General features: G+C 67.6%; 9 protein-coding genes. 4 read left to right on the top strand and 5 right to left on the bottom strand.

All coding sequences use genetic code 11. The annotated features are described in order from the left end of the window. A partial coding sequence (locus SR3_RS24445) for a helicase-related protein (RefSeq protein WP_169805702.1) occupies positions 1-718 on the top strand: 718 nt, incomplete at its 5' end. 40 nt (positions 719-758) lie between these two features. Here the strand turns inward: SR3_RS24445 and SR3_RS24440 are convergent. Together SR3_RS24440 and SR3_RS24435 are read right to left on the bottom strand one after the other, a co-directional pair. Beyond that, complete coding sequence (locus tag SR3_RS24440) at positions 759-1883, bottom strand: acyltransferase family protein (RefSeq protein WP_068091871.1); 1125 nt, start codon at positions 1881-1883, stop codon at positions 759-761. Positions 1884-1945: 62 nt separating this feature from the next. Beyond that, positions 1946-4231, bottom strand: coding sequence for an ATP-dependent helicase (locus SR3_RS24435; protein ID WP_068091868.1), 2286 nt, complete (start codon positions 4229-4231; stop codon positions 1946-1948). Between the two features lie 164 nt (positions 4232-4395). Here SR3_RS24435 and SR3_RS24430 point away from each other — a divergent pair, with 164 nt between their 5' ends. Next, positions 4396-4701 (top strand): hypothetical protein, encoded by a 306-nt coding sequence (locus SR3_RS24430; protein WP_068091865.1) that lies wholly within the window; start codon positions 4396-4398, stop codon positions 4699-4701. A 91-nt stretch (positions 4702-4792) separates the two neighbouring features. Then, positions 4793-6091 carry an MFS transporter gene (locus SR3_RS24425; protein WP_068091863.1) on the top strand — a complete coding sequence of 433 codons (1299 nt, stop codon included), beginning with the start codon at positions 4793-4795 and terminating at the stop codon, positions 6089-6091. 11 nt (positions 6092-6102) lie between these two features. Here the strand turns inward: SR3_RS24425 and rsmD are convergent, their stop codons facing one another. Both rsmD and SR3_RS30875 read right to left on the bottom strand, forming a co-directional pair. After that, positions 6103-6681, bottom strand: coding sequence for a 16S rRNA (guanine(966)-N(2))-methyltransferase RsmD (rsmD, locus tag SR3_RS24420; protein WP_068091860.1), 579 nt, complete (start codon positions 6679-6681; stop codon positions 6103-6105). Then, the gene (locus SR3_RS30875) at positions 6681-8351 is read right to left on the bottom strand and encodes a pseudouridine synthase (RefSeq protein ID WP_084455884.1); all 1671 of its coding nucleotides are present in this window, start codon (positions 8349-8351) and stop codon (positions 6681-6683) included. Before SR3_RS30875 ends, rsmD begins: the two co-directional genes overlap by 1 nt. A gap of 129 nt (positions 8352-8480) precedes the next feature. On the opposite strand from SR3_RS30875, the gene SR3_RS24410 reads away from it, so the two are divergent. Continuing rightward, positions 8481-10166 (top strand): AmpG family muropeptide MFS transporter, encoded by a 1686-nt coding sequence (locus tag SR3_RS24410; RefSeq protein ID WP_068091858.1) that lies wholly within the window; start codon positions 8481-8483, stop codon positions 10164-10166. Here SR3_RS24410 and SR3_RS24405 read toward each other — a convergent pair. After that, positions 10163-11482: a bifunctional folylpolyglutamate synthase/dihydrofolate synthase gene (locus SR3_RS24405; protein WP_068091855.1), complete on the bottom strand. Its 1320-nt coding sequence runs from the start codon at positions 11480-11482 to the stop codon at positions 10163-10165. The genes SR3_RS24410 and SR3_RS24405 overlap by 4 nt on opposite strands. Positions 11483-11510 lie beyond the last annotated feature (28 nt).

Raw genomic sequence — 11510 nt, 5'->3', positions numbered from 1 at the left:
GGCGGGCGAAATCCATGGCGACATGGACCAGTCGAGCCGCATCGCCGAGCTGGACCGTTTCAAGGCGGGCACGATCAACATTCTGGTCGCCAGCGATGTGGCGGCGCGCGGCATCGACGTGAAGGGCGTTTCGCACGTCTTCAATTTCGACACGCCGTGGCATCCGGACGATTATGTCCACCGCATCGGGCGCACCGGGCGCGGCGGCGCGACGGGCCGGGCCTTCACGCTCTATTCCAGCGAGGATGCCGAGGCGATCGCCAATGTCGAGAAGTTGACCGGCGGCGCGATCCCCGAGATCAAGGTCGATCTGGGCGGCAGCTCGGATGAGGAGAAGCCGGTGCGCGAGAAGCGCGAGAGCAAGCCCTCCGCCGAGAAGCCCGCTGCGGAAAAGAAGACCCGTGAGCGCAAGCCGCGTGGTGGCAATTCCGACGCGCCGCGTGGCGGCAGGGCCGAAACGCCGCGTGAAGAGGTTCGCGCCGAGGAGCCTGTTCGCGAGGCGCCGCGTCGTTCAGAGCGTCAGGCTGAACGTCAGGATCGTTATCGTGACGAACCGCGCCGCGAGGCTCCGCGCCGTGAAGATGCTCGCCGCGACGATCGCAGCCGTGGTCGTCAGGACGACCGCCGCTCGCGCTGGCAGAATGACGATCCGCCGAGCAAGCCGGGCGAATGGAACGGCCCGATCCCTGAATTCCTGGGCGTTTCCGCGCTCGACTGAGGCCGGGCGGGCTAAGGCTTAGCCCGCGCCGACCAACCGGTCAGGACGCCGCTGCGGCCATGGTCGGGCGGCGCGCCCTGAAGGCTGCGATCCGGGCGCGCAGGGCGGGCCGCTGCGCTTCTGTCGCCATGGCGAAAAGGGTGCTGGCCGCCACGATGATGGCCAGCAGCGCGGCATAGGCAAAGATGTTGGCCCCGGCGGCGATGTGCAGGATTTTCAGCACGCCGATCAGCGGCCAGTGCAGCACATAAAGCGAGAAGGACATGCCCGCCGCGCGCCGGACCGGACCGGCAAGGCGGGTGATGTCGGGCAGGGCGCTATCGGCCAGATGGCTTAGCCCGGTCAGGCCCAGCGCCAGCGCCAGAGCCAGCACCAGATAGCTGGGCGCATAAAGCGCATGGCCCAGCGCCCATGGGGCCGCCAGAACAAACACCTTCTGCATTGGCACGGCGATCTGCGGCTGCACCCCCAGCATGGCGATGCTCAACCATAGCCGGAGCCAGGCCTGCGCGCGCGTCATGCGCCACAGGGCCGGGTTGCGGGCGATCCACACCCCCGTCCACCAGACCGGCAGCATCAGCAGGATGTTGGGCCCGGCGACCAGCGCCATCACCGCAACGGTGGCGATGCGCCTGGCGCCTTTCAGGAAGGTCAGCGCGCCGAACAGGGCATAGAACCACACCTCGTAGCACAGCGACCACCATGGCGGATTGTACCACAGGCCCAGATGCCAGCTGTCGCTGAGGAAGAGCATGGCCCGCAGCGTGTCGGGCCATAGCGGCATGGTGGCGGAGGTGTCCGGATCGCCAAGGTTCACGCCCCGGCTCTGGGCCCATGCGGCGGCCAGCAGTGACAGCGCCAGCGCGGGCAGCGCCACCGGCAGGATGCGCAGCATGCGGGCCAGCGCATAATCGGCGGCGCTGGCGGGCTTGCTGTCAGTGCTGCCCGCGATCATCAGGCCGGAGAGCACGAAAAAGACCACCATGGCATTCTGCTGAAGCGCGATCGAGAAGGGCCATGGCCCGCTGTAGAGCCCCTGCTGCACGCCATGGCCGGCCATCACGGCGAGCGCGGCGGCGGCCCGAATGGCATCCAGCCAGAGCGACATGCGCGGCGTGATCGCGGAGGGTGTGATCGGGGGCGGCGTGGTCGCGGGATGGGCCATGCCGCCTTTTTAAAGGCAAGGCATGAGGAAATGGTTAGGCCGCCGGACCTTGCCCGACGGTGCTAACCCACCTTCCGCACGAAGCTGTCCAGCACGCGCTTGCGCCCGGCGGTCTCGAAATCGATCTCCAGCCGGTTGCCGTCCTGCGCGGCAACGACACCATCCCCAAACTTGTCGTGGCTGACGCGGTCCCCGGGGCGAATGTCCAAGCGGGCTTTCGTGGCGAAGCTGGCCGCGCTGCGGGTGCTTTCGGGGATGCGGCGTGGCGTGGTGTCGAAGGTTTGCGTGGCGGCGCGTTGCCAGCCGGGGCCGCGGCTCTGGCTGCGCTCGGGCTTGTCGCGGGCGAGGTGGGCGAAGGGGTCGTCGCGCTCGCTCCATTGGGCGCGCCACATGCTGGCGCCGCCGGTCAGGCTCGATTCCTCGTTGATATGGTCCTTGGGCAGTTCGGCCACGAAGCGGCTGGGAATGGAGCTGGTCCACTGGCCATAGATGCGCCGGTTGGCGGCATGCAGGATGGTGCAGAGCCGCCGCGCGCGGGTGATCGCCACATAGGCGAGGCGGCGCTCTTCCTCCAGCGAGGCCAGCCCGCCTTCGTCCAGCGAGCGCTGCGAGGGGAACACGCCTTCCTCCCAGCCGGGCAGGAAAACATGGTCGAATTCCAGACCCTTGGCGGCGTGGATGGTCATGATGGTGACCTTCTCCGCATCCTCGTTGGCGTCATTGTCCATCACCAGCGAGACATGCTCGAGGAAAGCGCCAAGGTCCTCGTAATCCTCCATGGCGCGCACCAGTTCGGAGAGGTTTTCCAGACGCCCGGCGGCCTCGGCGCTTTTTTCGGCCTGCAGCGCGCCGGTGTAGCCCGATTCGTCGAGCATCATGCGCGCCAGATTGGCCGGGCTGTTGACCTTCTCCTCATCGCGCCAGCGGGCGAAGTTGCGCATCAGAGCCAGGATGGTGCCGCGCGCGCGGGCGGGGATCTCATCGGTGTCGCAGATCTGGATCGCGGCGAGGGCGAGGGGGATGTTGGCGGCGCGGGCGAAGCGGTGCAGCTTTTCCAGCGTCTTGTCGCCAAGGCCGCGCTTGGGGGTGTTGTAGATGCGCTCGAAGGCCAGATCGTCATTGGGCTGGGCGATCAGGCGCAGATAGGCCAGTGCATCGCGGATTTCGGCGCGCTCATAGAAGCGGAAGCCGCCGACGATGCGATAGGGCAGGCCGATAGAGATAAACCGGTCTTCAAACTCGCGCGTCTGGAACTGGGCGCGGACCAGAATGGCCACCTTGGTGAGGGGCAGGCCCTCGCGCTGCAGGCGCTCGATTTCCTCGCCGACGCGGCGCGCTTCCTCGGGCGCGTCCCACACGCCGATCACGCGCAGCTTGTCGCCGCCGGTGGCCTCGGTCCACAGCGTCTTGCCGAGGCGCTCGCTGTTCTCGCGGATCAGGCCCGAGGCGGCGGCAAGGATATGCGGCGTGGAGCGATAGTTCTGCTCCAGCTTGATCACCTTGGCGCCGGGAAAATCCTGCTCGAACTTCAGGATGTTGGCCACTTCCGCGCCGCGCCATGAATAGATCGACTGGTCATCGTCACCCACCACGCAGATGTTGTGGCGCGCCATGGCCAGCAGGCGCAGCCAGAGATACTGCACCGAATTGGTGTCCTGATATTCGTCCACCATGATGTATTTGAAGCGGCGCTGATACTCCTCCAGCACATCGCGGTGCTGGCGGAAGATGGTCAGCATATGCAGCAGCAGATCGCCGAAATCGCAGGTGTTGAGCGCCAGCAGCCGCGCCTGATAGAGGCGGTAGAAATGCTGGCCCTTGCCGTTGGCGTAAGCCTCGCTCTCGAAGGCATCGACATCGGCGGGGGCCAGGCCCTTGTTCTTCCAGCGGTCGATGCAGCCGGCCAGCAGCTTGGCGGGCCAGCGCTTGTCATCCACGCCCTCGGCCTGAATCAGCTGCTTGAGCAGGCGAAGCTGGTCGTCCGTATCCAGAATCGTGAAGTTGCTCTGCAGCCCCACCAGTTCGGCATGGCGGCGCAGCATCTTGGCGGCGATGGCGTGGAAGGTGCCCAGCCATGGCATGCCCTCCACCGCCGGGCCGATCAGATGGCCGACCCGCTCGCGCATCTCCCGCGCCGCCTTGTTGGTGAAGGTGACGCAGAGGATCTCCGAAGGCCAAGCCAGCCGCAGCGCCACCAGATTGGCCAGACGCGCCGTCAGCGCCGCCGTCTTGCCGGTGCCCGCGCCCGCCAGCATCAGCACGGGGCCCTCGGTGGTCAGCACCGCCTCACGCTGGGGCGGGTTGAGGCGGGCAAGCCAGTCGGGCTCGGTGGCGTAGGGAGAGGGCATGGTATCAGTCACATGGGAACGCCTAGGGAACAGGCGCGAGTCTGGCAACCGATAACGCCTGATGAACGGTGCATTCAGGGCCGGATCATGGCGGCCGTGCGACAAAACAGGCTCGGGACACCGACCGGGATCGAGTCGCACAGATTTGAGATGGAGTAACCCCGATGCGTATCATGTCTTATGCAGCCCTGCCTTTGCTGCTGATGGGTTCGGCGCTTTCTGGTGCCGCCCATGCTCAGGGCACTGTTCAGGTTCAGGCCAATCCGCGCGGCGATGAGCCCGTGGCCGCCAGCGCCGACCCTGCCGCCGCCAATGACCCCGTGCCCGCCACCCAGCCCAATGATCCGGGCTATCATGCCGGGCCTTATGCCGGCGCGCTGAGCGCTCCCCCCGCCGATGCCATGAACAAGAGCTATCCGGTCTGCTCGGCCCGCGTGCAGGACAACTGCCGCAATCCCGGCGGCCGATAAGCGCAGCAATCGGTAACAAATGAAAAGGGCATCGCGCTTGCGGTGCCCTTTTCGCATTGACAAAGCGCCGCCGTGGATGGAGCGAGGGCGGATGCATACCCCCCTCGGCACCCAGCCCCATCCCCTGCGTCAGAACGCCCGTATTCTGCTTGCCGCCCTTGTCGGCACCTCGGTGGAATTCTACGACTATTACGTCTTCGCCACGGCGACGGCGCTGGTCTTCGGGCCGATGTTCTTCCCCAAATTCGATGCCTCTGTGCAGCAGATCGCGGCCTTCATGGTGTTTGGCGGCGCGTTCATCGCGCGGCCCGTGGGCGCCATCGCTTTCGGCCATTTCGGGGACAGGATCGGGCGCAAGTCCACGCTGGTCGCCTCGCTGATGCTGATGGGCGCCTCCACGGTGGCGGTGGCGTTTCTGCCCTCTTACGCGCAAGCCGGGCTGCTGGCGCCGGTGCTGCTGTGCATCTGCCGCTTCGGTCAGGGTTTTGGCCTTGGCGGCGAGTGGGGCGGGGCGGCGCTGCTGGCGGTGGAATATGCGCCTCCGGGCTGGAAGGCGCGCTTTGGCTGCGCGCCTCAGCTGGGCGCTCCGGTGGGCTTCCTCTGCGCCAATGGCCTGTTCCTGATCCTTGGGCTCACCATGAGCGATGCCGATTTCAAGGCCTGGGGCTGGCGCGTGCCCTTCCTGCTCTCGGCCTTGCTGGTGGCGATCGGCCTGTGGGTGCGCCTGAAGATCGCCGAAACCCCCGAGTTTCAGGAAGCGCTCAAGCATGAGGCGCCCCCCGCCGTGCCGTTGGGCGTGCTGCTCAGCGACCACTGGCGCGGGCTGCTGGCGGGCAGCGCTGGCGTGGTGGCGTGTTTTGCGCTGTTCTACCTCTCCACCGCCTTTGCGCTGGCGCAGGGCGCGGGGCCGTTGGGCTATGGGCGGCAGAATTTCCTCGCCGTGCAGTTGGCCGCCAATCTGTTCCTGACCGCCGGGATCATCGCCGCCGCCATCTGGTCGGACCGCTATTCCGAAGGCAAGGTTCTGGCCTGGGGCGCGGGGCTTGGCGCGGTGATCGGGCTGTTCTTCTGGGCGGGCCTGTCCTCGGGGCATCTGGGCATCGCCTTTGTCACCCTGTCGGTGACGCTGTTCGTGATGGGCATGTCCTATGGCCCGCTGACCGGCTGGCTCACCGAGCTGTTCCCGGTTTCCGTGCGCTATTCGGGGATTTCGATGGCCTTTAACGCGGGCGGCATCATCGGCGGCGCCTTCACCCCCGGTCTGGCCCAGAGTCTGGTGGACCGCCATATGGGCAATTACATCGGCCTGCTGCCCGCCGTGGCAGGTGTGGTCACGCTGATCGGCATCGGCTGGGCGCGCGGCCAGCGCGCCCGCCTTATGGTGGCTTAAGTCGTGGTGGCTTAAGCCTCGGCCTTCGTTTCGGCAGGGGTTTCGCTCGGTTCCGGGCGCATCAGCGTGAGGCAGGCCTTGCCCACCACGCGCTCGGCCATCACCTCGAAGCCGCGCACGCGCGGCGCTTCGCGCGCCTCGGTCTCGATGCAGACCCAGGTGCCGTCATGCATCCAGCCCAGACGGCGCAGCTTGTCGATGGCGACGACACCCGCGCTGGTCTTGTAGGGCGGATCGAGCAGGACCAGATCGTAAGGCTGCTTGGACACGCCCAGCGCCATCACCGAACCCACGCGCACATCGCATTCCGCCTGCGCATGCAGATTGGCGATGTTGCCGCGAATCGCGCGGATTGCCTTGGGATCCTGCTCGGCGAACATGGCATGGGCCGCCCCGCGCGACAGAGCCTCCAGCCCCAGCGCGCCCGACCCTGCGAACAGATCCGCCACGCGCAGCCCTTCGAAGCTGCCGAGGCGCGAGGTCAGCATGGAAAACAGCGTCTCGCGCGTGCGGTCGGCGGTGGGACGGGTGGTATCGCCCTCGGGCGCGAGCAGCTTGCGCCCGCGCCATTGCCCGGCCACGATCCGCATCAGGCCTTGAGCCCCTTGCGGAACTGCTCGACCACATTCTGCGGCAGCGCCACAGCCGCGCCGCGCGGCAGATCGCCCAGCAGGAAGGGGCCATAGGCGATGCGCAGCAGGCGGCTGACCTGCAGCCCCAGATGCTCCAGCACGCGGCGCACTTCGCGGTTCTTGCCTTCGGTCAGCGTCACCTCGATCCACTGGTTGCGGCCCGTGCGGCGCTCCATATTGGCGTTGATCGGGCCATACTGGAAACCGTCGATCTCGATGCCCTGCATCAGCTCTTCAAGCTGCGGCTGGCTGATGTCGCCGAAGGTGCGGGCGCGATAGGTGCGCGGCACGCCGCTCGACGGCAGTTCCATGGCGCGCTTCAACTCGCCATCATTGGTGAGCAGCAGCAGGCCTTCGGTGTTCATGTCGAGGCGGCCCACCGGCATCAGGCGCGGCGTGCCGGGCGGCAGCGCATTGCGCAGCGCGTTGTAGATGGTGGGGCGGCCGGCGGGATCGCGCTCGGCGGTGATCAGGCCATCGGGCTTGTGGAAGGCCCAGAGGCGGCCCACTTCGGGCTCATCGACCGGCTTGCCATCCACGGTCAGGCCTTTCAGCGAGGTCAGGATGGTGACGGGCGTGAGCACCAGCTCGCCATCGAGCGCCACGCGCCCGTCGACGATCATGCGCTCCACCTCGCGGCGGCTGGCGATGCCGGCGCGGGCCAGCAGCTTGGCGATGCGCTCACCCTCGGGATCGATGGCGAAATCCTGAAGGCTGGCGATGCGCTGATAGGGGGTGGGCTCTTCGCGCTGGGTGTCGCGATCGGAATGAATGCGGCCACGGTCCTGACGGGGCCGATCGCCGAAACCGCCGCCGAATCCGCCACGCGGGCGCTCGTCGCGGCGCTCGAAGCCGCCAGTGCGGGGACCGCCGAAGCTGCGTTCGCCGCGCTCTTCGCGCTGATCGGCGCGGCGGGCGCGGGCCTTGTCTCCGAAGGAGGCTTTGCGTTCGCCGCCAAAGCCGCCACGGCGATCATCGCCGCGAGGCTTGTCACCGAAGTTGCCGCGAGGACGGTCGCCGAAGTCACCGCGGGGCTTGTCGCCGAAGTCGCCACGGGGCTTATCCCCGAAGCCACCGCGCGGTTTGTCGCCGAAGTTGCCGCGCGGGCGGTCGCCGAAGTCGCCACGAGGCTTATCCCCGAAGCCACCGCGCGGCTTGTCGCCGAAGTTGCCGCGAGGGCGGTCACCGAAGTCGCCCCGGGGCTTGTCCCCAAAGTTGCCGCGCGGCTTATCGCCAAACGCGCCGCGCGGGCGTTCGCCACCGGCGCGCTCATCACGCCCGCCGAAGCCGCCTCCCGAACGTCCACGGCCCTCGCCACGCTGGGCATCATGGCGCTCGCGGGTGCGGTCGCCCCAGGCGGCCTTCTTCTGGCCGCCACGGTCGCCGCCGCGATCATCGCGTCCGCCGCGCCCCCGACGATCGTCGAGGCGGGTTTCGGGCGTGGTGTCCGGGCTCCAGCCTTCGCCCTTGGCGACGGGTTTCAACGTGCCGCGCTGGCGTTTTTCGGGGGCTGCGCTTTCATCGCGCGCACGGGGGGCGCCATAGCGCTGAGCGCCGCTTTTACCAGCGGGGCGGGCAGGACGAGACGGGCGGCCCGGGCCGCGAGGAGGTTTGGGGGTAAATGCCATGAGGCGCCCCTTACGCCGCTTAAGCCCGAAGGTCAAAACCATGCACACCTTTGCGTGTGCCATGATGGCATCACCTCTGGCCTTGCGGGGCTGCCTTGCCTAGTCTGGTGGCTCAATCAGGGACAATTCATGGCCAGCACCGCCTCAGACACCACACAAAAGCCTGCTCGCCCGAAAGGACTGGCGCTGCTGCGCGCGGCGCTTGCCACCCGCAAGGCGGCCTGCATGCTGGGGCTGGGCTTTGCCAGCGGCCTGCCTTTTGCCCTGCTGATCGGCACGCTCAACGCCTGGCTGGGCGAGGTGGGGGTGAAGCTGGCGACCATCGGCGTGCTGTCGTGGATCGGCCTGTGCTATTCCTTCATGTTCCTCTGGGCGCCGCTGGTGGACCGGGTGCGGCTGCCCGGCCTGCACCGTCTGGGGCGGCGCAAAGGCTGGATCCTGCCCTGCCAGGCCGTGCTGGTGGCGGGGATTCTGGCGCTGTCGCTGATGAATCCGGCGGTGGCCATCGGGCCTTTCGCGCTGGTGGCCTTCGTCTGCGCCTTTGCCTCGGCCACGCAGGACATCGCCATCAACGGCTGGCGGATCGAGGCGGCGGATGAGGACACGCCGCTCGAATTGCTGACGGCGCTCTATCAGTTCGGCTATCGCACGGCGTCCATCGTGGGCGGCGCCTTTGCGCTGTTCATGGCGGCGCGGATGAGCTGGCCCCAGGTCTTTATGGTGATGGCCGGCGTGCTGGCGCTGACCTCCGCCCTGTGCAGCGTCGCGCCTGACAGTACCGAACGCCCCGAGGGCGCGGTCGCCGCCGATATCGCGGGCGATGGCTGGCTGGCGCCCAGGCTGCGCACGGCGCTGCTGGGCGTGGTGCTGCTGTGCTGGGGCTGGGCGGTGGTGAGCATCGTCAGATTCATGGTGGCAATGCTCTCGCCGCTGGCGCCCGGCGCCAAACCGCTCTCGGTGGGCGATTTTACCCGCACGCAGGGCCCGCTGATCGTGGTGGCGACGGTGGTGATGCCGATGATCGTGGCCGCTCTGGCGCATCGGCTGCGGCGGCAGGGCGTTTCGGTGCCCGTGGAGCGCACCGGGCTGCTGCGTGCGGTGGGCGATCATGCCTTTTCCGCGCTGATCTCGCCGCTGGAGGAGCTGGTCTCGCGGCGCGGCTGGTGGGTACTCAGCCTGCTCGGTTTTATCCTGACCTATGCGCTGTGCTACAACATCTGGGCCAGCTTCGCTTATCCCTTCTATCTCGAGCAGATGCATTACACCAAGGATCAGGTGGCCTTCGCCTCCAAGATCTTCGGCATCATCATGACGATGACGGGCATCTCGCTGGGCGGCTATCTCTTCACCAAGGTGGGCCGCTTCCCCACGGTGTTTCTGGGCGCGATCCTGCCGCCGCTGGGCAATCTGCTCTATGCCGATCTGGCCGATGGCGCGCGCGGGCTGGATGCCTTTTCACACGCCACGCGGCTGGATGTGTTCGCCGCGTCACTGGGCGCTGACGCCCCGATGCTGCGGCTGCTGATCGCCATCTGCTATGAGAACATTTCCACCGGCATGGCGCTGACGGCTTTCGTCGCCTATCTCTCCTCGCAGGTGGACCGGCGCTATACGGCGATCCAGTATGCGCTGCTCTCGTCCATGGTGTCGCTGGTGGGCACGCTGGGGCGCGGCGTGGCGGGCGAGGCCTTCGACCATTATGGCTATGGCCCGGTGTTCCGCATCACCGCGCTGACCGGCGTCATCACCACGGTCTTCGTGCTGACCGAATGGGCGCATGACGCGCGCAAGGCACGCGCCGCCAAGCCCGATTAATCGGGAAACTCGCGGTTGAGACGCAGCACCTCGCCCGCCAGATAGAGCGAACCCGCGATCAGCACATCGCCCTCGGGCGGCAGGGCGGCGATGGCCTGCGCCACATCGGGGAAGGCCGCGACGGGCAGGGTGGTATGGCCCGCGAAATCCTCGGGTCGATGGGCGTCGTGACCGGGCGCTGGCACCACCGAGACGCTGATAAGACAGTCCGACAGAGGCTTGAGCAGCGCGGCAGGATCTTTATTGGCCAGCATGCCCAGCACCAGATGCACCGGCGCGTGATGGGCGAAATGCCGCGCAATGGCGAGGCCCGCATCGGGATTATGCCCGCCATCGAGCCAGATTTCCCGGCGCCCGGCCAGTTCGGTCAGCGGCCCCTTGCCGAGGCGTTGCAGCCGCGCGGGCCATTTGGCGCGGCGGATGCCCTTGGCCATGGCTTCGGGGCTGACGATGACCGCGCTCTGATGGCGCAGCATGGCGACGGCCAGAGCGGCATTCTCCGCCTGATGCAGTCCCACCAGCGTGGGCAGTGGCAGGGTGAGGTCGCCCTGTTCGTCGCGATAGGCGATGGTTTCGGCAATGGCGGCATCCCAGCCCTCGCCACGCATGAACAGCGGCGCGCCGGCGGCGGCGGCGATGCGCTTCACCTCGGCGGCGGCGTGATAGGGGTAGGGCTGGGTGACCAGCGGGGAATCCTTGCGCGCGATTCCCGCCTTTTCAAAGGCGATGCGGGTCAGGGGCTCTTCGGGCGCGCCCTCTTCCGGCCGCAGCAGGAAGGCCTCATGGTCGATGCCCAGCGTGGCGATGCCGCAGGCGGCGGGCCGGGTGAAGACGTTGGTGGCGTCAAGCCGGCCGCCAAGGCCGACCTCGATCACGCAGGCATCGGCGGGGTTTTCCGCAAAGGCCAGCAGCAGGGCGGCGGTGGTCACCTCGAAGAAGCTGGGGGCATAATCCGCGCCCAGACCTTCGGCGGCATCCAGCACGCGCTCCAGCAGGTTGGCGAGTGCTTCATCGGAGATCAGCTCGCCCGCGATGCGGATGCGCTCGTTGTAGCGCACCAGATGCGGCTTGGTGGCGCTGTGGACGCGCAGGCCCTGCGCTTCCAGCATGGCGCGCAGATAGGCGCAGGTGCTGCCCTTGCCATTGGTGCCCGCGACATGGAACACCGGGGGCAGGCGATGCTGCGGATCGCCCAGAGCCCCCAGCAGGGCGTGGATGATCTCCAGCCCCAGCCGCCCTTCCGGCAGGGTGAGGGCACCCAGCCGAGCCAGCTGCGCGGCCACGCCGGGATGATCGGAGGTGGCGAAATCGCGCATCTGGGTCAGGCTTTCGAAGGCGTTGAGA

It is taken from the genome of Novosphingobium rosa NBRC 15208 (genome assembly GCF_001598555.1).
Taxonomy (GTDB): domain Bacteria; phylum Pseudomonadota; class Alphaproteobacteria; order Sphingomonadales; family Sphingomonadaceae; genus Novosphingobium; species Novosphingobium rosa.
This window is presented reverse-complemented; position numbering and strand designations above follow the sequence as displayed.

Excerpts from the sequence above, each read along its gene's own strand:
- SR3_RS24425 (WP_068091863.1), top strand. The coding sequence starts at position 4,793 with ATGCATACCCCCCTCGGCACCCAGCCCCATCCCCTGCGTCAGAACGCC.
- rsmD (WP_068091860.1), bottom strand. The coding sequence starts at position 6,681 with ATGCGGATCGTGGCCGGGCAATGGCGCGGGCGCAAGCTGCTCGCGCCC.
- SR3_RS24435 (WP_068091868.1), bottom strand. The coding sequence starts at position 4,231 with ATGCCCTCTCCCTACGCCACCGAGCCCGACTGGCTTGCCCGCCTCAAC.
- SR3_RS24430 (WP_068091865.1), top strand. The coding sequence starts at position 4,396 with ATGCGTATCATGTCTTATGCAGCCCTGCCTTTGCTGCTGATGGGTTCG.
- SR3_RS24410 (WP_068091858.1), top strand. The coding sequence starts at position 8,481 with ATGGCCAGCACCGCCTCAGACACCACACAAAAGCCTGCTCGCCCGAAA.
- SR3_RS30875 (WP_084455884.1), bottom strand. The coding sequence starts at position 8,351 with ATGGCATTTACCCCCAAACCTCCTCGCGGCCCGGGCCGCCCGTCTCGT.
- SR3_RS24405 (WP_068091855.1), bottom strand. The coding sequence starts at position 11,482 with ATGCGCGATTTCGCCACCTCCGATCATCCCGGCGTGGCCGCGCAGCTG.
- SR3_RS24440 (WP_068091871.1), bottom strand. The coding sequence starts at position 1,883 with ATGGCCCATCCCGCGACCACGCCGCCCCCGATCACACCCTCCGCGATC.